20 protein-coding genes are annotated in these 19,615 nt (G+C 62.7%); 2 read left to right on the top strand and 18 right to left on the bottom strand.

Annotated features, from left to right (window positions below; translation table 11 throughout):
- Positions 1–75: 75 nt before the first annotated feature.
- Genes speB through PU133_RS06745 form a run of 7 tightly spaced genes read right to left on the bottom strand, consistent with a single transcriptional unit; the run spans position 76 to position 6,980 of the window.
- Positions 76–1,038 (bottom strand): agmatinase, encoded by a 963-nt coding sequence (gene speB, locus PU133_RS06775; RefSeq protein WP_404864018.1) that lies wholly within the window; start codon positions 1,036–1,038, stop codon positions 76–78.
- Positions 1,035–2,474 (bottom strand): aldehyde dehydrogenase family protein, encoded by a 1,440-nt coding sequence (locus PU133_RS06770; protein WP_404864017.1) that lies wholly within the window; start codon positions 2,472–2,474, stop codon positions 1,035–1,037. Before PU133_RS06770 ends, speB begins: the two co-directional genes overlap by 4 nt.
- Positions 2,471–3,214 (bottom strand): MBL fold metallo-hydrolase, encoded by a 744-nt coding sequence (locus PU133_RS06765; RefSeq protein ID WP_404864016.1) that lies wholly within the window; start codon positions 3,212–3,214, stop codon positions 2,471–2,473. The genes PU133_RS06770 and PU133_RS06765 overlap by 4 nt, the downstream gene beginning before the upstream one ends.
- Positions 3,211–4,236, bottom strand: a complete 1,026-nt coding sequence (locus tag PU133_RS06760) for an ABC transporter ATP-binding protein (RefSeq protein ID WP_404864015.1) — start codon at positions 4,234–4,236, stop codon at positions 3,211–3,213. The genes PU133_RS06765 and PU133_RS06760 overlap by 4 nt, the downstream gene beginning before the upstream one ends.
- On the bottom strand, positions 4,233–5,006 hold the full coding sequence (locus PU133_RS06755; protein ID WP_126008914.1) for an ABC transporter permease: 774 nt from the start codon (positions 5,004–5,006) through the stop codon (positions 4,233–4,235). The genes PU133_RS06760 and PU133_RS06755 overlap by 4 nt, the downstream gene beginning before the upstream one ends.
- Complete coding sequence (locus PU133_RS06750; RefSeq protein WP_126008912.1) at positions 5,003–5,854, bottom strand: ABC transporter permease; 852 nt, start codon at positions 5,852–5,854, stop codon at positions 5,003–5,005. The genes PU133_RS06755 and PU133_RS06750 overlap by 4 nt, the downstream gene beginning before the upstream one ends.
- A 28-nt stretch (positions 5,855–5,882) precedes the next feature.
- On the bottom strand, positions 5,883–6,980 hold the full coding sequence (locus PU133_RS06745; RefSeq protein WP_404864014.1) for a spermidine/putrescine ABC transporter substrate-binding protein: 1,098 nt from the start codon (positions 6,978–6,980) through the stop codon (positions 5,883–5,885).
- A 116-nt stretch (positions 6,981–7,096) separates the two neighbouring features.
- On the opposite strand from PU133_RS06745, the gene PU133_RS06740 reads away from it, so the two are divergent.
- A complete protein-coding gene (locus PU133_RS06740) occupies positions 7,097–7,720 on the top strand; it encodes a TetR/AcrR family transcriptional regulator (RefSeq protein WP_404864013.1) in 624 nt (207 codons plus the stop codon).
- Positions 7,721–7,778: 58 nt separating this feature from the next.
- On the top strand, positions 7,779–8,369 hold the full coding sequence (locus PU133_RS06735; RefSeq protein ID WP_404864012.1) for a hypothetical protein: 591 nt from the start codon (positions 7,779–7,781) through the stop codon (positions 8,367–8,369).
- Between the two features lie 56 nt (positions 8,370–8,425).
- On the opposite strand, the gene PU133_RS06730 is transcribed toward PU133_RS06735, so the two are convergent.
- From PU133_RS06730 to PU133_RS06680, 11 genes are all read right to left on the bottom strand, one after another.
- Positions 8,426–9,739 carry an FCSD flavin-binding domain-containing protein gene (locus tag PU133_RS06730; RefSeq protein ID WP_404864011.1) on the bottom strand — a complete coding sequence of 438 codons (1,314 nt, stop codon included), beginning with the start codon at positions 9,737–9,739 and terminating at the stop codon, positions 8,426–8,428.
- 39 nt (positions 9,740–9,778) lie between these two features.
- On the bottom strand, positions 9,779–10,135 hold the full coding sequence (locus tag PU133_RS06725) for a c-type cytochrome (protein ID WP_404864010.1): 357 nt from the start codon (positions 10,133–10,135) through the stop codon (positions 9,779–9,781).
- 39 nt (positions 10,136–10,174) lie between these two features.
- The gene (gene soxZ, locus PU133_RS06720; protein ID WP_404864009.1) at positions 10,175–10,498 is read right to left on the bottom strand and encodes a thiosulfate oxidation carrier complex protein SoxZ; all 324 of its coding nucleotides are present in this window, start codon (positions 10,496–10,498) and stop codon (positions 10,175–10,177) included.
- A 14-nt stretch (positions 10,499–10,512) separates the two neighbouring features.
- On the bottom strand, positions 10,513–10,974 hold the full coding sequence (locus PU133_RS06715; RefSeq protein ID WP_404864008.1) for a thiosulfate oxidation carrier protein SoxY: 462 nt from the start codon (positions 10,972–10,974) through the stop codon (positions 10,513–10,515).
- A gap of 174 nt (positions 10,975–11,148) precedes the next feature.
- Positions 11,149–12,216, bottom strand: a complete 1,068-nt coding sequence (locus PU133_RS06710; protein ID WP_404864007.1) for a YeeE/YedE thiosulfate transporter family protein — start codon at positions 12,214–12,216, stop codon at positions 11,149–11,151.
- A 115-nt stretch (positions 12,217–12,331) separates the two neighbouring features.
- Positions 12,332–14,215, bottom strand: a complete 1,884-nt coding sequence (locus PU133_RS06705; protein WP_404864006.1) for a DEAD/DEAH box helicase — start codon at positions 14,213–14,215, stop codon at positions 12,332–12,334.
- Positions 14,216–14,317: 102 nt separating this feature from the next.
- Positions 14,318–15,409: an ABC transporter ATP-binding protein gene (locus tag PU133_RS06700; RefSeq protein WP_404864005.1), complete on the bottom strand. Its 1,092-nt coding sequence runs from the start codon at positions 15,407–15,409 to the stop codon at positions 14,318–14,320.
- A 1-nt stretch (position 15,410) separates the two neighbouring features.
- The gene (locus PU133_RS06695) at positions 15,411–16,196 is read right to left on the bottom strand and encodes an ABC transporter permease (protein WP_126008889.1); all 786 of its coding nucleotides are present in this window, start codon (positions 16,194–16,196) and stop codon (positions 15,411–15,413) included.
- Positions 16,193–17,179: an ABC transporter permease gene (locus PU133_RS06690; protein ID WP_126008887.1), complete on the bottom strand. Its 987-nt coding sequence runs from the start codon at positions 17,177–17,179 to the stop codon at positions 16,193–16,195. The genes PU133_RS06695 and PU133_RS06690 overlap by 4 nt, the downstream gene beginning before the upstream one ends.
- A gap of 100 nt (positions 17,180–17,279) precedes the next feature.
- Positions 17,280–18,392: an extracellular solute-binding protein gene (locus tag PU133_RS06685; protein ID WP_404864004.1), complete on the bottom strand. Its 1,113-nt coding sequence runs from the start codon at positions 18,390–18,392 to the stop codon at positions 17,280–17,282.
- Positions 18,393–18,510: 118 nt separating this feature from the next.
- Complete coding sequence (locus PU133_RS06680; protein ID WP_404864462.1) at positions 18,511–19,611, bottom strand: NAD/NADP octopine/nopaline dehydrogenase family protein; 1,101 nt, start codon at positions 19,609–19,611, stop codon at positions 18,511–18,513.
- Positions 19,612–19,615 lie beyond the last annotated feature (4 nt).

Raw genomic sequence — 19,615 nt, 5'->3', positions numbered from 1 at the left:
GCCTCGTTTGCTGCCAGCACCTATCTGGCGCGGCGGCAGCGCTTGTCGAGGCGGCGATCCCCAATCAGCCACGGATCAATCCGTGCGGCCCTTGCCGACGCCCGGCAGGACGCAAAGCATTTCATAAAGCAGGTTTGCGCCGATCAGCGCCGTGTTGCCTGAAGGATCGTAGGGCGGCGAGACTTCGACAAGATCGCAGCCGACGAGATTGAGACCGGCAGCACCGCGCACGATCTCCAGCCCCTGCCAGATCGTGAGGCCACCCGGCTCGACCGTGCCCGTGCCCGGCGCGAATGCAGGGTCGAGACTGTCGATGTCGTAGGTGAGATAGACCGGCGCATCGCCGATGATTGCGCGGATTTCGGCCATCAGCGGCGTCAGCGATTTGTGCCAGCATTCCTCCGCCTGCACGACCCGCCAGCCGCGCTCGCGGCCCCAGTCGAAATCGGCAGGCCCGTAGCCGGTGCCGCGCAGGCCGATCTGAAACACCTTGTCGTTGATCAGGCAGCCGTCCTCATAGGCGCGGCGGAACGGACAGCCATGGGCGACCTTCTCGCCGAACATCTCGTCGTTGATATCGGCATGCGCGTCGACGTGGATGAGCGCGACCGGCCCGTGCTTTTCCTTGATCGCCCTCAGGATCGGCCAGGTCAGCGTGTGGTCGCCGCCAAGCGTCAGCGGGATCACGTCATGGGCAAGGATGCCGCGATAGAACTCCGTGATGATGTCGACAGATTTCTTCAGATCGAAGGTGTTGATCGGCACGTCGCCGATATCGGCCACCTGCAGATGCTCGAATGGCGCCGCGCCCGTTGCCATGTTGTAAGGCCGCAGCATTCGGGATTCGTCGCGGATCTGGCGCGGACCGAGGCGCGTGCCCGGCCGGTTCGACGTGCCAATGTCCATCGGAATGCCGACGAAGCAGGCGTCGAGGCCTTCCGCGGTGGGTTGGCTCGGCAGCCGCATCATGGTGACCGGCCCGCCGAAGCGCGGCATCTCGTTGCCGCCGAGCGGCTGGTTGAAGCGGTGCGTCGTCATGCGGTTGCGCTTTCCGGAAAATGCAGCGTCTTGATTTCGAGGAAGTCTTCGAGCCCCAGGAGCCCGCCCTCACGCCCGTTGCCGGACTGCTTGTAGCCGCCAAACGGGCTGCCATAGCGGTGCGGCCCGCCATTGATGTGAACCATGCCGGCGCGAAGGCGGGACGCAACGCGCTCGGCGCGCTCCCGGTTGCCGGTCTGCACATAGGCGGCAAGCCCATAAGGCGTGTCGTTGGCGATCTTGATCGCCTCTTCCTCTGTGTCGAACGGGATCAGGCAGACGACGGGCCCGAAGATTTCCTCGCGCGCGATGCGCATGTCGTTGCTGACATCCGCAAAGATCGTCGGCCGCGCAAAATAGCCTTCGGAAAGCCCGGCCGGCCGTCCCGGGCCGCCGGCCACGAGCCGTGCGCCTTCCGCGACACCGGCCTCGATCAGCGCCTGCACGCGGCCAAACTGCGTGTCGCTGACGAGCGGTCCCATCCGGTCGCCTTCCTGCTTCGGATCGCCGACCTCCTGGGCTTCCGCCGTCTCACGCGCAAGGTTCACGACCTGATCGTAAACGCTGCGCTCCACCAGCATGCGGGTCGGCGCGTCGCAGCTCTGGCCCGTGTTGTTGAACACCTCGCGGATACTAGCCGGCACGCGGGCCTCGAGATCGGCATCAGCGAAGACGATGTTCGGCGATTTGCCGCCGAGTTCGAGCGTGACCCGCTTGACGCTCGGCGCAGCATCCTGCGCCACCGCCGTTCCACCCCGCGTCGAGCCGGTAAAGGACATCATCTGCACGTCCGGGTGGCGCGAGAGGGCCGCGCCAACCTCCGGCCCGGTGCCGTTGACGAGGTTGAAGACCCCGGCCGGAATGCCGGCTTCATGGATCATCTCGGCATAGAGCATGGCATTCAGCGGCGTCAGCTCGGACGGTTTGAGAACCGCCGTACAGCCCGTCAGAAGCGCCGGGATCACCTTCAGCACGATCTGGTTCATCGGCCAGTTCCAGGGCGTGATCAGCCCGCAGACGCCGATGGGTTCGCGCAGCATCGTATCGCCGTTTGGCAAAACCTCGCGCCATTTCAGCCGGTCGAAGGCGGCTAGAAACCCTTCCAGATGGCCGATGCCGACATCGGCCTGCTGCCCCTGGCACATGGTCGCCGGCGCGCCGAGTTCCAGCGTGATCGTCTCCACCATCTCGTCGTATCGGCGCTTGTAGACGGCGAGAAGCCGCTCGCAGGCCGCCCGCCGCTCCGCCGGTGATGTCGTCGACCAGAGCGGAAACGCCCGGTTCGCCGCCGCCACCGCCCGGTCGATATCGGCCGCGGTGCCGAGCGAGATCACGCCGATCTGCTCTTCGGTGGCCGGATCGATGACCGCGTGGTCGCGCGGCGTCACCGGATCGATCCAGGCGCCATCAATATAGAACTGGCGTCGCTCGATCATGCGCCCGTCTCCTTCGTCTTCAGCCATTGGGTGATGATGTCCCGGTGCCGGACACCCGAGTAGCTCGGGAAATGACCACCATGCACGATTGTCACGGGCAGCGTCAGCAGGCGCTTCATGCTGCTTATGTAGTCCGCCTGATCTTTTGCCGTGCGGCCCTCGATCAGTTCGCCGTCATAGACGATGTCGCCGGAAAACAGGATGCCCGTCGCCTTTTCGAACAGCGCGATACCGCCCGGCGAATGGCCTGGCGTGTGGATCACCTCGAAGGCGCGGTCACCGAGATCGATGACATCGCCTTCCTGCAGGATCCGCGTCGCGGGCGCCGCCTTCACGTCGTAAAGCACCGAGCTGTAGGGCTCGGGCGGCAGCGCCGTGAAGATATCGTCCGTCACGTAGTCGGCGGCAAGCGTGTTGGTGCGGTCGGGATTGGCCAGAATATTGGCCTCCGCCGCGTGGCAGAGCCGGCACTCGAATTCATGATGGCAGCCGACATGGTCGAAATGCGTGTGGCTCGCCACCGCATCCAGCGCGCGCTCGGTGACGAGCGGCACCCATTCGCGCAAGGACACGACGCCCATGCCGCTGTCGACCAGCATGTCGCGGTCGCGTCCCCGCACGTGCCAGACATTGCAGCGGAAGAATTCGAGAATATGCGGCTCGTCGATCCAGGTCACGCCATCGGAGAGCGGACGGATGCGGTACCAGTCGTCGGGCTTTGCCCGTTGCAGCGCGCTCATCGGTCCTCCGCAATCAGCACATGATGGTCGGCATAGAGCTCGCTGACGCTTCCCTCCACCGGCACGGCCGATTGGGGCAGATGCGCGACGATCCTGAGCTCGGGCGCGGAAACCGGCGCATAATGGCAGCGGTGATGGGTTCCGAAGAAGGCGGCATCGACGAGTTTGGCCGGCCCAAGCGCGAGGTCCCCGCTGCCGCCGATCGCTTCCGGCCGGATCAGCAGCGCCGTCTTGCCGTTCGCCGCAAGCGGCAGGCGTCCGAGCGGCGTATCGAGGCCTTCGCCGGTTCCCTGTCCGTCTATCCGATTAATCTCGCCCATGAAGGCGGCGGAAAAAAGCGTCCGCGGCTGGAGGTAGACATGCTGCGGCGCGCCGACATCCTCGATGCGGCCGGCATTCATCACGACGATGCGATCGGCAAGCGCCATCGCCTCCTCCTGGTCGTGCGTGACGTGGATGAAGGTCGTTCCGACGCGCCGCTGAATCGCCTTCAATTCGTCCTGCATCTGGCGGCGCAGCTTGAGGTCGAGCGCGCCGAGCGGTTCATCGAGCAAAAGCACATCGGGGTCGACGGCAAGGGCGCGGGCGAGCGCGACGCGCTGGCGCTGACCACCGGAGAGCTCATGTGGCCGGCGATGCCCGGCATCCGGTAGCCCGACGAGCGCAAGCAGTTCGCCCGCACGGCGATGCCGCTCCTTCCTGCCGACACCCCGCATCCTCAGGCCGAACCCGACGTTGTCGATCAGGCTCATATGCGGAAAGAGCGCGTAATCCTGAAACATCGTCGTCGTTGGCCGGTCTTTCGGCTGAACATGCGTCATGTCGCGCCCGCCGATCATGACCTTGCCGCTCGTCGGTTGCAGGAAGCCGCCAAGGATCGAAAGCAGCGTCGTCTTTCCGCATCCCGATGGACCGAGCAGCACGATGAACTCGCCGGCCTCGATCTCGAGCTCGACGGCATGCAGCGCCCGAACCTCGCCGAACTTCATGTCGATGGATTGGATCGAAAGAGCGGCGGTCATCGGCGAACCTTGCGGAAGACGGTGAGCTCCAGAAGAAGGAGCAGGCTGACGGAGACGAGGAAGACGAGGCTGCCCACCGCATTGGCACGGGGCGTCAGCCCAGAGCGCAAGAGCGACCAGATTTCCACCGGCAGCGTCACGTCGAAACGGGTCAGCAGAAACGCGATGATGAACTCGTCCCAGCTGAAGGTGAAGGAGAGAAAGAACGCCGCCAGCATCGATGGCATCAGCATCGGCGCGGTCACGAGCGCAAGCACCTTCACCTCGGACGCACCAAGATCACGCGCCGCCCGCTCCGCATTGCGGTGGTGGTCGCCTATCGCCGCGTAGAGGATCGCGAAGCAGAGCGGCAGGTTGATCACCACATGGCCGACGCCGGCGGTCCAAAGCGACAGGCCGATGCCGGTCCGATTGTAGAGAGTGAGCAGACCGAGCGCGATGATGAGATAGCTCACGGTAAAGGGCGCGATCAGCACCACCCGCATCAGCAGTGTCCCCGGCAGGCGGTAGCGCGCCAGTCCCTGAGCCGCGAGAAACCCGAGAAGAAGCGCGATCGCGGAGGAGACCGCAGCGACGACCAGCGAATTGCCGAGCGCCGACATGAGCCGCCGGTCGCCGAGCACATCCGCGTACCAGCGGAGCGACGGCCCGTTGAAGGGCGGCACCGGCAGGCGCCCGTCCTGGAAGGAAAACAGCACGAGCATGCCGACCGGCAGGAAGATGAAGCCGAGCGCGAGGGCGAGATAAATCCAGGACAAGGCGCGCGTCATAGCCGGTCGATCCGAAGCCAGCGCGCACTGAAGAGATAGGCGAGCGTCACGATTCCCATCAACACAACGGCCATGGCCGAAGCCATCGGAAAGTCACCGCGCCGGCCGAGCTGCATCATGATGAGCTGCGGCAAGGTCAACTCGTTGTTGCCGCCCAAGATCTGCGGCGTGATGTAATCGCCGATGCAGAGCACGAAGGTCAAAAACGCGCCGGTCATCAGGCCGGGCAGCGTGAGCGGCAGGATCACATGCCGGAACGTGGCCAAGCGCCCTGCGCCCAGATCCTGTGCAGCGCGGGCGTAGTTCGGCGAAAGCTGCTTCAAATTGGCGAAGATCGTCAGCGTCAGAAGCATGACGAAGAAGTGCACGAAGCCCGTGACGGTGGCAAAGCGCGACGCCGACATGGAAATGGGCTCACTGATGACATCGAGCGCCATCAAAGTCTTGTTGATCACCCCGTTCTGCCCGAGCACCAGCAGCCACGAGTAGGACCGCACCACGTAAGACGTCCAGAACGGCAGGATCGTGAGGATCAGCACGAGACGCTGCCAGCGCTCCGGCACCCGAAACGCGATGATCCAGGCGAGCGGATAGGCAAGCACCATCGAGATCACGGTCACGGTGACGGTGATCTCGAGCGAGACGACGAGCCCGCGCAAAAGCGACGGCTCGGTGAAAATGCGGATGTAGTTGTCCGGAAAGAAGCCGGAGACGACGCTGCGCCCTTCCATCTTGGCGAAGCTCAAGGCCAGCATCATCAGGAAGGGCACCACGAAGAATGCGATCGTCCAGATGAGGGCGGGAGCAACGAGGCCCCAGCCCTGCCGGTTGTCATGTGCGCGCGCCACGGCCGTCACCGTCCGCTTTCAAACCGCATCACTGCTGCAGCATGTCGGTCCAGAGATCCTGCATGGCGGTGTCGAGTTCGGCGTCGGGAACGGGGTAGCGCTGCACGCGCGTGAGAAAGTCCGGCTGGTCGTCCCAGCGCAGCACGGTCTTTTCCTCATCCGTCAGCACGTCGTCGGCAGCCGCATTGGCCGGCATACCCCAGTAGCAGGACGACGTCGCAAGCCGTGCCTGGCCTTCCGGGCTGACGATGTATTTCACGAATTCGGTGGCAAGATCCTTGTTCTCGCTGCTTTCCAGCACACCGATCGATTGTGCCCAGAGAACGCCGCCCTGCTCCGGAATGGTCCAGTCGAGATCGGCGTTTTCGCTGGCGAGAACTGCCGTCAGCCATTCTCCGCCACCGACAAGAATATCGACTTCGCCCGTCGCGAGCGCCGTCTGGCTCGCGACCACTTCGCTGACCTGGTTCGAACGTGCCCGCAGATCGAAGAGAGGCTCGCGCAGGGTCTCGAGCGCTTCGGCGTCCAGATCACCCGTATCGATGCCTTCGCTGAGCGACAGCATGCCGAGCAACGGCAGATAATAGTCATAGATGGCGATCCGACCGTCATACTTGCCGGAGAAGAGCGTTTCGAAATTCGTCATGTCGGCCGGATCGACGGCGGCCTTGTTGTAGGCGACCGTGTTGTAACCGAACTTCTCCGTCACCGCGTAGGTCGTGCCGTCGCGCGTGTTGAGGTCTTCCATGACGAGCTCAGGGAAGAAGTCGCCCGTTGGCAGTTCGTCGGCAGGCAAGGCCGCCATGATGCCGAGGTCGACCGCACGGCCAACGTCGACGGCATCGATCACGAGCACATCCCAGTCACCGGGCTGCGACTGTTCAAGGATCGCCAGACCGGCAGCCGTGCCTTCATACTCCCGCAGATTGACCCGCACATCGTGCTCTTCCTCAAAGGGCTGAACGAGTTCGGGATCGGTGTGGTCGCACCACACCAGCGCATTGAGCTCCTGGCTCTGCGCGAAGGCGGGCGCGATGGTCGCAGGCGCTGCAGCGGTCAGCGCCGTTGCGGCCAGAAGCGATAGGGAAATCGATTTGCGGAAAGCAGACACGGGCGCGGCAGTCATCGTTCTCTCCTCTGTTGTGTGCACCTTGTTCCGATGCTGGAGACGAGGTTGACGCGACTTATTTTTGAAGTCAATTTGAATTTTGTAGTGGACTACAAGTTTCCGGAGCGCGGCGTGTGACTGGTTTGCGAGAGCAGCAGAAGGCAGATCGGCATCGTCGCATCCTGGATGCCGCGTCGGCGCTTTTCCGCAATTTGGGCTATGAAGCCGCGCGCATGGAAGACATCGCAGAACTCGCGCGTGTGTCACCGGGAACGGTCTATAATTACTTCGGGTACAAGGGCGACGTTCTGGTCGCCATCGTCGCCATGGAAGTCGAAGAAATCCTTGGCGACGGCGCATTGATGATCGATCGCCCGCATCACAATGTCGAGGAAGCGGTAAGCAGCCTGATTGCTCACTATTACGATCACTCGCTCGTCTACCTGAACAAGGAGATGTGGCGCATGGCGATGGCCTTGTCGATCCGCGATCCGAATGGCCCGGTGAGCCTGCGCTATACCGCGCTGGACCAGCAACTGGCCGACCAGATCTGCCAGCTGCTGAAGCGGCTTCAGATCGCCGGCCTCGTGACGGCGGGCCTCGACACGGTCGCGATCGGGCAGATGATCTTCAACAATCTGAACATGATGTTCATGGAATTCGTGAAGGACGAGCGGATGCCGCTCAGCCTCTTGAAGACCCGCGTGACCCAGCAAAATGCACCGCTTCTGCGCCTGATCTGCTCCAAGGTGGCCTGAGAAGCGGAACATCGACCTGATTCCTGGATTGTGCGTTTCCATCCAGAGGAGCCGCACCATGACGATCAAGAACTTCCTGCCGACGCTCGCCCTTGTGAGTTTCGCAGCCCTGCCCTTCGCGCATGCGCAGCAGCCGATGGAAGGCGAAGGCGCCAGCGAAACGAGCAACAGTCAATCAATCGCGTCGGACACGAGTACGGCCGACGTGAACTGGAGCGACGAACTGCGGGGGGCATTCTTCACCGACGAAACGCTGAGAACCGTTCGTTCCGACGAGGAGATCGAGACCAACTTCGCAGACCTCGACGCAGAGCAACAAGCAAGCATCCGCGAGGATTGCGAGGCAGCCGGTGTCTCTGCCGCTTCAACGGGTGAACCCGAAGGCACCGCACCTTCGAGCGCGACCGATCCCGACAGTCAGGCGGTTGATGGTGTGATGGCCGAGGAAGCCAATCCAACGACACCTGCCCCCACCACATCGGGAAGCGTCGGTATCAATGCCCAATCCTCAGGCTCGATCGGCTCTGCGTCGACCCCGGCAAGTCCTGCTCAGGATGCAGGCGAAGACAGTGCAGAAGACGATGGCCAGGAAGCCGAGATGACCCGCATGTCACTCATCCAGATCTGCCAACGCCTTCCAGCCCAATAACCGCCGAAAGCTAGAATGAAAGAGCCGGGCTGGATGCAGCCCGGCCTTTTTTGTTTTTAGACCGTGATGCCGAACGTGTCGGCGATCATGCTGTCGTACCAGACGACGGATTCCTCGTAGGTTTCCTTGCGCAACTCGGCGGTCTCGCCCGGCTGGCTGACGAAGGTCGAGGTCGCTGTGATCTTGCCTTCAGCAGGTTCGTACTGGGCACCGACCTTCACGCCATCATCGGTTTCGATGAGGCTCCAGCAGGTGTTGGCGTAGCGGGCCGGGAAAGCGTTCGAACCGGTCAGTTCGGCGCGAATGTTCATCGCCGCGACCTTGGCCTGGCTGTTTGCGGAGAAGCCGGACTTCGGCATGTCGCCTGCAATGCTTGCATCGCCGATGACATAGATGTTCTCGTCGGCCGACGACTTCATCGAAGCGGCATCGATCGGGCAGAAGCCGGTCTCATTGACGAGATCGGCCTGGATCGCGATGGCGCCGGCACGCTGCGCTGGAATGATGTTGAGAAGCGCGCCTTCAAACGTATCGAAGCCCGTCTCGACAGCGCCGGCGGCGACCTCGACACCGGCGATCTCGCCGATGACATCGGGACCATACCACTCGACCATGCCCGGATAGTGGGTTTCCCAGCCTTCCTGGAAGAGCGCCTGCTTGGAGAAGGTCTCTTTCGGATCGAGCACGAAGATCTTCGACTGCGTGTAACCCTTCGCCTTCAGAACATGCGCCATCATCGACACGCGCTCATAGGGCCCGGGCGGGCAGCGATAGGGGTTCGGCGGCGTGACCATCACAACATTCTGGCCGTCTTCCAACGCATCGAGACGTGTCTTCAGGATTTCCGTCTGCGGGCCGCCCTTCCAGGCATGCGGCGCAGTCTCCGCGGCTTCTTCGGAATAGCCGGCGATGGAATCGTAGATGATGTCGATGCCGGGCGCGACGACCAGGCGGTCATAGGCGATGTCCGTACCATCTTCTAGCCGCACCGTCTTGGCATCGCGATCGATGGCGACGGCCGTCCCGGTGACCTTGTTGATCCCGTACTGCGAAACGAGCGCGTCGTAGCCATGGGTGATCGACTGCAGGTCGCGATAGCCGCCGAGATAGATGTTTGAGAAGAAGCAGGTCGTGTAGGTCTCGGTGTTGTTGATCAAGGTGACGTCGAGCGCGCCATCGCTGTCCTTGGCGAGATAGCGGGCAGCCGTCGCACCGCCGGCACCACCGCCGATAACGACGACACGCGGCTTGTCCTGCGCACGCAGGTAGGAAGGCAGGGCAAGCGAGGCGGCACCTGCGCCGGCAAGGAGACCGAAGGTTCTACGCGTCAAAAGCGGCCCGGCGCCGCGGCGGTCTTTAATCAATGTCATGTGTTTGCCCCCAATGATGGATGTCATTTTCGTGGAAATTCATTGCTGCGAGAAATGTGCGGAAAGCGCCGCGACATCCTCGTCCGACAGCGCCGACGCGACCGACCGCATCACCGCATTCTCGCGGACTTCGGTCTTGTATTCATAAAGCGCGGCGATGATCGCTTCGGCCGGCTGCCCCTGGATGGCCGGAATGCCGCCAGCTGCATTGGCTCCGTGACAGGACGTACATTGCGACGAGAGGTAATCCCCATAGGCGGGGTCGACGGCAAGTCCGCTCACGCGCTCGACATATGCCTCGACATCCGCAGCCGCTCCGGCTTTTTCATCCGCACCAGCCGACACCGGAAGTCCTGCCAGCATCGCTGCAGCAAGAATGATAACAGCCTTGACCAATTGTTCCCCCACCCTCTGCTGCGCCGCTTTCACTTGTCGTCAGCTAACTTCGATTGCCTCTTCCGCCTCGAAGACAGAGCCATCGTCATCGGTCCAGGCGAAGCGGAACGTTCCGCTTTCCGTCACACGCGCCGAAAACGACAGAAACGGATTGGCAGCGACGGCCGGTTCGATGGCGCAGGAGAAGACCGGTTCGCCGTTGAAGGTGCAGGCGAACGCGTTGATGATCTTGCGCGGAATGCGGTTGCCGGAAGCATCGCGGCGCTGGCCGGATTCCATCGTGTGCGAGATCAGGGCCTTGATCTCGATGATATCTCCCGAGGCGGCTGTCGCGGGAACGCTCACGCGTGGTCTCGATGACATGAAATCTCTCCCGCTCAGGCTGCGCAACCGCCGACGGTGACTTCCACCGCGCGGCTATCCATGAAAACCGAACCATCGGCAAAGCGCGCGATAGCGACGACTGTCTGCGACTGGGCCAGCCGAATGCGCGTTCCCGCCGATGCCACACCGCTTCTCGCCGTGAAGGCGAAGGCAGCAACGCCCGGCAGCGGATTGCCATCAGCGAAGATCGCCAACTCCTCCACGAGATCGCCGTCGCTCATCGCGCTCTCGACCGCCACCGAAACCGGAACTGAGCTGCCATTCTCGACTGCATCGGGAAGCGTCAACGTCACGCGGCCGGCTTGAGGCTCCACGCCACCGGTGAAATCGCGGATGGCCGCCTGAAAAGCTTCCTCGTCGGCACGTGCGGGCGCAATGCCGATCGCACCGCCAGCGAAAACGGCAACCGCACCTGCAGTCAGCGTGAGCACATGCCGTCGTGTGGCCTGTATCATGAGCAACTCCCAGCCAGCGACCGGCCGATGAAATCCGACCAATCCACCCGAATATCGATGAGATACAGCCAAAGCTCAAAGGAACGACATGCGCGTTGATCGACATCCGCGCAAAAATCTTCTCACGCGAGCCGGCTTCACGGGTGAATTTATCACCCGACGCATGTTTTGTTGTTAAGCCGGGCTTCGCTCGCGCGGGCGATCAAGCACTGTGTCGGTGACCGCACCCGCAACGGCCATGGAAAGCAACGCTATGAGCGCTGATGCGGCCAGCACCGACCCGCCCGTCAATCCAGCCCCGATCGAGCAGCCAGCGGCCAGAACGCCGCCGAAGCCCATCATGGCGGCACCGATCGTGTAGCGCAACATACGCGGCGCTCCCGGTTCGGAAAACGTCGAGACCTTGAACCGACCGAGGACGAGGGCAGCGAGAAGCCCACCCGCAAAAGTGCCGATCACTAGGCCGAGGTCGAATGTCGGCAATGCGACGCTGCCGATGAGAGCGCCACTCGTCTGCGCAAGCGGTCGGATGAAGGAAATGCTGTCGATGGCGATCGGCTCGAACAGTTGCGCCGTCAGCGTCGCGGTGAAATACCACGCAGCCGCCACCATAAGCCCGACAATTACGGCACCGATCGACTGGCCGAGACCAAGCTTTGCCCGGGCGGCCAGGGCGATGGCAACCACCGCCGCGACGGCACCGAGAACGACGCCTGAAACATTGCCACCACCCGTGTGGTCGACAAGCGCATTGCCGCCGATCGCAGCTGTGCTCAGCAGCGGCGCGATCGCATCGCGACCCGGCACCAGAAAACCGTAAAGCGTGGCATAGGCAGCCAGCGCCACGAAGAGGAGGCTGTAGATCGCGCGCAGATTGCCGGCCGCACCGAGAACGAGCAGGCGCGAGACGCATCCGCGCGTCAGCACCATGCCGATGCCGAAGATCGCGCCGCCGATGAGCGCACCGGAGAGGCTCTGGCCAGTGGCGAAGAAGCGGCTCGTGTCCACGGCGATCACGCCGGAATAAAGCATCACCTGCACGGCAAGAAGCGCGGCAGCGAAGCCGAGCAGCCAGGTGGCAGGCCCGGTGAGGCTCCGTGCTCGCGCCATGTCGATCACCGCCATGCGGGTGCAGAAGCCCGTCTTCAGCAGCGCGAAACCGAGAATGAAACCGATGACGCCGCCACCAAGCGTCGCCGTCATCTCTTCACCGACCTGATCGATCAGCGGCACGAAGTCCATCGAAGCAACCCCAGCTCTTGCAACGCGAAATGTGAACCACCGGCCTTACATCACGCAGCGCGCTTGCTGAAGCCCACCACCCGAGAAGACGACAGACCGGGATTCCGCGGTACGCTCATGCGTCCCGGCGCTTCGCGCCCTTGAACTTGCCGGGCTTCCCCGGTTTGCCCGGCCTGTCCGCCTTCGAACCCTTGCGCGCCTCGTCGGTCCGCGCGGGGCGATCTGACCAGTCCGCACGCTTTTCGGCAGCCCGCTTGGCCGGTTTGGGACCGGATGGCTTCGCGCCGGCGGGCTTGCCACGCGGTGCAGACCGATGGCTGGAGGCACCATCGAGCGGCACGATCGTCACGCCTTTTTCACCGGTGCCGCGTTCCGCCAGATGTTCGACGTAAGCATCGGCCTTGTCGCCGGCAATCTCGAAGCGCGTTTCGGTTTCATCGATCTTGATGGAGCCGACGTCCTTCTTCGTGACGCCGCCTGCCTTGCAGATCATCGGCAGAAGCCACTTCGGATCGGCGCGCTGCTTGCGCCCGAGTGACAGCTTGAACCAGACGCCACCGGCCATTTCGGTGCGCGGCTCCCGCGGTTCACGCGGAGCGCTGCCATCCCGCTCGAAGCTGCGCTCACCTTTCGGCGCGCGCGGCGTGATCGGACGGATCGGAATTTCGGCCACGTCTTCGGGAATGGGGCGCGAAGCCAGTTGCTGGCGAAGATAGGCGGCAGCAAGCTGTTCCGGCGTCACCTTTTCCAGAAGCTCGGCGATGAACGGCTCCTCGTGCTGCTCAACCGGTGGCGTGGATACTGCAGCTTCGAGGATCTGCTCGCGATAACGCGCCTCGATGGCCGCAATGCCGGGGGCCGGAACGGTCGCAGCATTGAGCTTTGCAAGCGACAGCACCCTTGCTGCCGCACCACGGCGATGTTCGGGCACGATCAGCACGCACACGCCCTTGCGCCCGGCTCGGCCGGTACGCCCCGACCGGTGGAGAAGCGTCGCCGGATTACTCGGGACATCCGCATGGATGACGAGATCGAGATTGGGCAGGTCGATGCCGCGAGCGGCGACATCGGTCGCGACGCAGACATGCGCTCGACCATCGCGCATCGCCTGCAGCGCGCTCGAGCGTTCCGACTGTGCGAGTTCGCCCGACAGCGCCACGACCGCAAAACCGCGATTGCCGAGCCGCGCCGTCAGATGACGCACGGATTCGCGCGTATGGCAGAAGACGAGCGCGCTCTTGCTGTCGGAATGGAGAAGCGTGTTGATGATGGCATGCTCGCGCTCGTCGCGGCGCACAAGCATCAGCTGATAGTCGATATCCGCATGCTGCTCGGTCGAAGCCGTGACGGCGACGCGGACCGCATCGCGCTGATAGGTCTTGGCGAGCTCGGCTATCGGCCGCGAGACGGTTGCCGAGAACATCAGCGTCCGGCGGTCGTCCGGTGCCGCGGCGAGAATGAATTCGAGATCGTCCTTGAAGCCGAGATCCAGCATCTCGTCCGCCTCGTCCAGGACGACGGCCCGAAGATCGGCAAGATCGAGCGCACCCTTGTTGATGTGATCGCGCAGACGACCAGGCGTGCCGACGACGAGATGGGCGCCGCGTTCGAGCGACCGGCGCTCGTTGCGCATGTCCATGCCGCCGACGCAGGTGGCGGTGCGCACACCGGCAACGGCATAAAGCCAGTCGAGTTCGCGCTGGACCTGCAAAGCCAGTTCGCGTGTCGGCGCAATCACGAGACCGAGTGGCCGTCCGGCAGCGCCGAAGGTCTCCGCGCCATCGAGCAGCGTGGACGCAATGGCGAGCCCGAAGGCGACTGTCTTGCCCGATCCGGTCTGTGCCGAGACGAGCAGGTCCGCCCCCGCATTGGCGTCGTCCAGCATGGCCGTCTGAACGGGCGTCAGCTGGGCGTAGCCGTGCGCTTCAAGCGCGGAGGAGAGAGCAGGATGGATGGCGGCCGGCAGGGATGCCGGCGCATTTTCGATGGACGATGTCATGAATGGGGCCTCTTTGTCGTGCCGCATACCAGAAGAAGCACGCAAAGAGCCAGCCTTCGCCGGCAAATCAGAGCAAATTAAGTCGCCGGCAATCGTTTCCGATCAGCCAGCGAGCACGGCCAGCCTGTTCGTGTCCCAGGTCACCCACACCGTGTCGTCGGCGAATTGGTGCGCCACCGCGGGGTCCACATGGGCCTTGATGATCAGCGGATCGCGCTCGTCAACCTGGACGTCGACGGTCGTCTTGCTGCCCTTGAACACGCGATTGACGATGCGGCCCTTGAGCGCACGGTCGTTGGCGGGCCTTTGCGGCAGGCAGATCACGTTTTCCGGCCGGATCGACGCGGCAACGCTCGATCCCGTCTGCGGCTGACCACCATTGGCCGAGCCATAGACGCTGTGGCCCTTCCAATCGATGATGACCGCACCCTGGTCGCTGCCGCGCACGGTACCTTCGAGCAGATTGGTCTCACCGATGAACTCGGCAACGAAGCGGCTCGCCGGCCGGTAATAGAGGTCCTCCGGCGTTCCGTCCTGCTCCACGCGACCGGCGTTCATGACGACGATCCGATCGGACATGGTCAGCGCCTCTTCCTGGTCATGTGTGACGAAGAAGAACGTCTTGCCGGTGCGCCGCTGAATGTCTTTCAGTTCCACCTGAACCTGACCGCGCAGCTTGGCATCGAGTGCGCCGAGCGGTTCATCGAGAAGCAGAAGCTTCGGATCGGGGGCAAGCGCGCGTGCGAGCGCCACGCGCTGTCGCTGACCACCCGATAGCTGATCGGGCGTGCGATCGCGGAAGCCGGAAAGCTGCAGGAATTCGAGAAGGCTTGCGACCCGCCGGTCGATCTCGCCGCGCTGCTGGCCCTTCAGTTCGAGACCAAAGGCGATGTTCTCGCCCACTGTCATATGCGGGAAGAGCGCATAGTCCTGAAAGACCATGTTCACGTCGCGCTTGTTTGGCGGCTGCTTGGTGACGTCTACGCCGTCGAGGATGACGCGGCCCTGATCCGGGCTTTCGAACCCGCCGAGGATGCGCAGTGTGGTCGACTTTCCGCAGCCCGACGGTCCGAGGAAGGTGACGAACTCACCCGCCATGATCTTCATGTCGAGATTGTCGATCGCCTTGGTCTGGCCGAAGCTCTTCGACACGTTCTCGATGTGAACGATCGCTTTTCTGCCCTGCTGGTCCATGTCAGGCCCCTTTGTTCATGCGGCGCATCGAGCGTTCTGCCCAGATGCCCAGAATTGCTGTCATGACGAGCACGACCGTGGAGATGGCGTTGATTTCCGGCGACATGCCCGAACGCAGCTTGGCGAAGATCAGCACCGGCAGGGTCGGCTGGTAGCTGCCGAGGAAGAAAGCGCGGACGAAATCGTCGAAGCTGAGCAGCATGCAGAAGATACCTGCGCCGATGAGCGCCGGCCGAAGATAAGGCAGCGTCACGCGGAAGAAGGCAATGAGGCTGTCGGCACCGAGATCGCGCGCCGCTTCGATATGGCTCTTCGGCAAGGTCGCAAGCCGCGCCATCACCACCAGCGCCACGAAAGGCACATTGTGCACCGTATGGCCGAGAATGATGGCGAGCATGCCCGGTTCGATATCCAGGAAACGCGCATAGATGCGCAGCGAGATTGCCGAGATGATCCCGGGAATGACCGCCGGCAGGCAGGTGATGGCGAAGATGATGACCTTGCCCGGAAACTTGTAGGGTCCGAGGAAGGACGCCACCCACGTGCCGATGACGAGCGACAGAAGCGTGCTCGTGATCGCGATCGTCATCGAATAGATGAAGACGTTGATCACTTCAGTGTCCTGAAAGACGCCTTTGTACCAATCAAGCGTCCAGGACTGGATCGGGAAACCGATGAAGGCGGAATCCTTGAACCCCATGACCACCATCAGCACCAGCGGCACGAACAGATAGACCACGAATGCCCAGTAGATGACGGACATGAAGATGCGGGTGGACTTGGTCATTTCATCAGACCTTTTCCGGAGCGGCCCATGAGTTTCAGGAAGATGCCGGTGATGGACAGTGCGGCGATCAGCATGATCGAGGAGAACGCAGCACCCGTCGGCCACTGGTCGCCTGCCACATGGAAGAAGCCTGCGATGGTTTCAGCGAAAACGGTGGTGCTCGGCCCGCCGAGAAGAACCGGGGTGGCGTAGTAGCCGGTCGAGATCAGGAAGACGAGCGTACAGCCCGACGCGATCCCCTCCTTGGAGAGCGGCAGCGTGATCCTGCGAAACCGCGTCCAGGCACCCGCTCCGAGATCGGCACCCGCTTCGAGGTAGCTGCGCGGGATCTTTTCCAGCGCCGAATAGAGCGGCAGCAGCATGTAGAGCGAGGTCAGGTAGACGATGCCGACGCCCAGCGAAAAGCTCGTATACATGAAGGGGATCGGCCGCTCGATCATGCCGAGCATCATCAGCAGCCGGTTCAGCGCGCCCGTATTGCCGAGCAGGATCATGATCGCATAGGTGCGCACGATTTCGCCGACCCAGAAGGGGATGAGGAGCAGAAGCAGGAAGATGAGCTGGTTCTGCCGCTTCACGTGCTTGGCGAGGAAGTACGCGACCGGATAGGTGATCAGCAGCGTCGCGAAGGTGAAGGTGAAGGCATAGACCAGTGTCCGGATGAACGGCGTGACGAAGATGCTCTGCCCGAAGAAGGTCGCCCAATTGTCGAGCGTGAATTGCGGCTCATAGCCGACGCGCGGCGGGTAGGAATCCAGGAAGCTGATCCAGAACATCTGGATGATGGGTCCGAGATGCGCCACGAAGACCCAGATCAGCGGAAAGCTGGCAAGCAACAGGAACTGGCGCCGTTGCGTCTTGAAGAGCACGCCCGTCGCCGCGTTGTACGTTCCATTCTGCGCCAGCGCACCCCAGAAGCTGCGCCGCCCGGTTGGTGACCGTTCACGGCTCTCTTCGAGCGTGGAGGATTGGGTATGAGCCATCAGCGATGCTCCTTCGACGCTTGACCGGCGCGCGGTAACGTCTGGCTTGAAGTACGAAAATGGCCGGAGCGGACGCTAGACCGCCCGCTCCGGTGAAAGATCAGGCTGCCTTGATTTCTTCAACGGCCGGGTCGACGAGCTGGTACTTCATCTCGTTGGCCTCGGCGCGGAAGAACTGCAGACCTTCCAGTTCCTCTTCGGTGAACGACGATGCACGCTGCTCAAGCTCGCTCAGGTGATCGTTGACGCCGTTCATGGTCGACAGGTAGCCCGATGCGCGCGTCATTGCCGCACCAATCTCCGGACGAGCCAGAAGCGCGTCGAGGAAGGTGTAGGCGTTGTCGGCGTTCGGCGCGTTCTCGGCGATGTTGAACGTGTAGATGAAGCCGTAAGAGCCTTCCTTCGGGATCGTCATGTCGATCGGGAAACCGTCCATGATCAGCTTGGAGATCGGGCCGTTCCAGGCATGGGCGAGAACGACATCCTGGTTGATGAACATCTGCTGGATTTCGGCGCCGGAGTCGTAGAACTTGCGGACCATACCCTTGTTTTCGATCATGAAATCGCGCGTTTCGCGCACGATCTCGGCAGCACGCTCCGGATCGTCCATGTATTCGATCATGTTGCCGTCATAGCCCTTGTAGAGCATCATGACGGACATCATGTCCTGGATGATGTACGCGGTCTGGCCCTGATATTTCGGGTCGAACATCACGTCCCAGCTGGTCGTCTCGGACGCGTCGACCATTTCGGTGTTCCAGGCCAGCACCTCGGCGCCGGAGAGCACGGGTGCGCCCCACTTCTCGCCGTTGATCGTGCCCCAGTCGCTTTCCGAGTAAATGGTGTTGATGTTGCCCCAGTTCGTCAGACGGTCCGTGTCGATCGGTGCGAGGAGACCGGATTCGATGAACTGCAGGAAGCGGTGGCCGGCAACCGTCAGAATGTCGACGGTCGGCTGCGGCTGTTCGGCCGCCAGAAGGTTGAACTGCTTGCCCTGGTCGTCGACGAGACGCACCTGGATCTGAATGCCGGTCTCGTTCTGGAACTCGCTGATGAAGTCCTGCGGAATGAAGTTGGCATAGGTCCAGATGTTGACGGTGCCTTCCTGGGCACGCGCTTCACGCGAGCGGAGAATGGACGGTGCGGCCAGAATAGCGGCACCAGCGGCCGACGTCTGGATCAGCCTGCGGCGATTGATGTGAAATTTCGTCATTGCGTAGTCTCCCTCTGTTTCCGGTGATGATCGGCCGTCTCGCACGCGGAGGCTTAACGGCCAGTGCCTGTCATGATCTTTTGTTGGGTCGGGCTTCTTCGTCCCGTGTACTCAAAAATCAGCTTGCGGCGCGCGCCTCCGTCGAAACCTCGAAGCCGTCGCGAGCCAGTTGGCGCAGCCGCTCCAGGGAAAGATCGGACATGCCGATCGCGTCGAGAAGCGTGTTCTCGGCGGCGAAATCCCGGCCATACATCGCGGAGAAGATGCGCACGCCGGCGTCATGAAGGACTGCGGGGCGGCCAGTGAGTTCGCCGAGCTTAACCGTCATCAGAAGGCCGAACGGCACATCCTCGGTGACGTAGCGTGAATCCGCTGTGGCTGGGCCGGTCCCGCCACGCCCTTCGCGGTGCATTTCCTGGTTCATGGCCGAAACACTGTCCTTCGGCACATGGAACGACAGATGGAAGTGTTCGAAGATGTCCCGCACCTTGAGCCCGAGCGCTTCGGCGATGGCGATGCGTTCGCGATCGAGTTCCTCGAGCAGGCGCCCGACATTGGGCGTGACGTTGAGCCCTTGCGGCCAGGTTTCGCCGTGCTCCATGCGGGTCATGTTGCAAAGCGCGATGCCCATGTGGTTCTGCGGATTGAGGTTCGAAAGCGCGATGGCGAGAATGCCGTCGCGCTGCACGAAACGGTCGCCGAAGAGCGTCTGGCAAACCGCGAGTCCCTCGGCGCTCATGGATTCCGGCACGGTTGCGACATCGACCTTGCTGCGCACCGTATTGACCTGCGCCTCGACGAGGCTTGGCTGTCGTCCGGTGGTGACGGTCGTCCCCCAGGCGACGATCGGAACGACGATGCCGCGCTCGGCCAGAAGCCGGTTGAGATAGAGCGCGCCGAACGAGGCATGCGAGCTGATCAGGACGGCCTGACCGTCGCGGATGAAAGGCGCGATGGCGTCCATGACAGCTTTGTGGCCATAGCCCGGCAAGGCGATCATCAGCACGTCATTGGCTTCGACGAGTTGCTGCGCCGACCCCGCGACTGCAGGATGGAAAGTGCCTTCCAGTGCACCGGAAGCAATGAGCGCTTCACCGGCTGCCAGACGCTTTGTGCGCGCGCCCGATGGCGACCAGAGCATGGCGCGGTGACCGGCATTCTCCAGGTAGGCAGCCGCGCCGAATGCGATGGACCCTGCCCCGACGATACCGACCTTCACGATC

It is taken from the genome of Georhizobium sp. MAB10 (genome assembly GCF_045012825.1).
Taxonomy (GTDB): domain Bacteria; phylum Pseudomonadota; class Alphaproteobacteria; order Rhizobiales; family Rhizobiaceae; genus Georhizobium; species Georhizobium profundi.
The sequence above is the reverse complement of the archived record's forward strand: the minus strand, read 5'-3'. Positions and strand labels throughout refer to the sequence as shown.

Coding starts and splice junctions, on each gene's coding strand:
- speB (WP_404864018.1), bottom strand. CDS start 1,038: ATGACGACGCACCGCTTCAACCAGCCGCTCGGCGGCAACGAGATGCCG.
- PU133_RS06770 (WP_404864017.1), bottom strand. CDS start 2,474: ATGATCGAGCGACGCCAGTTCTATATTGATGGCGCCTGGATCGATCCG.
- PU133_RS06765 (WP_404864016.1), bottom strand. CDS start 3,214: ATGAGCGCGCTGCAACGGGCAAAGCCCGACGACTGGTACCGCATCCGT.
- PU133_RS06760 (WP_404864015.1), bottom strand. CDS start 4,236: ATGACCGCCGCTCTTTCGATCCAATCCATCGACATGAAGTTCGGCGAG.
- PU133_RS06755 (WP_126008914.1), bottom strand. CDS start 5,006: ATGACGCGCGCCTTGTCCTGGATTTATCTCGCCCTCGCGCTCGGCTTC.
- PU133_RS06745 (WP_404864014.1), bottom strand. CDS start 6,980: ATGACTGCCGCGCCCGTGTCTGCTTTCCGCAAATCGATTTCCCTATCG.
- PU133_RS06735 (WP_404864012.1), top strand. CDS start 7,779: ATGACGATCAAGAACTTCCTGCCGACGCTCGCCCTTGTGAGTTTCGCA.
- PU133_RS06730 (WP_404864011.1), bottom strand. CDS start 9,739: ATGACATTGATTAAAGACCGCCGCGGCGCCGGGCCGCTTTTGACGCGT.
- soxZ (WP_404864009.1), bottom strand. CDS start 10,498: ATGTCATCGAGACCACGCGTGAGCGTTCCCGCGACAGCCGCCTCGGGA.
- PU133_RS06715 (WP_404864008.1), bottom strand. CDS start 10,974: ATGATACAGGCCACACGACGGCATGTGCTCACGCTGACTGCAGGTGCG.
- PU133_RS06710 (WP_404864007.1), bottom strand. CDS start 12,216: ATGGACTTCGTGCCGCTGATCGATCAGGTCGGTGAAGAGATGACGGCG.
- PU133_RS06705 (WP_404864006.1), bottom strand. CDS start 14,215: ATGACATCGTCCATCGAAAATGCGCCGGCATCCCTGCCGGCCGCCATC.
- PU133_RS06700 (WP_404864005.1), bottom strand. CDS start 15,409: ATGGACCAGCAGGGCAGAAAAGCGATCGTTCACATCGAGAACGTGTCG.
- PU133_RS06695 (WP_126008889.1), bottom strand. CDS start 16,196: ATGACCAAGTCCACCCGCATCTTCATGTCCGTCATCTACTGGGCATTC.
- PU133_RS06690 (WP_126008887.1), bottom strand. CDS start 17,179: ATGGCTCATACCCAATCCTCCACGCTCGAAGAGAGCCGTGAACGGTCA.
- PU133_RS06685 (WP_404864004.1), bottom strand. CDS start 18,392: ATGACGAAATTTCACATCAATCGCCGCAGGCTGATCCAGACGTCGGCC.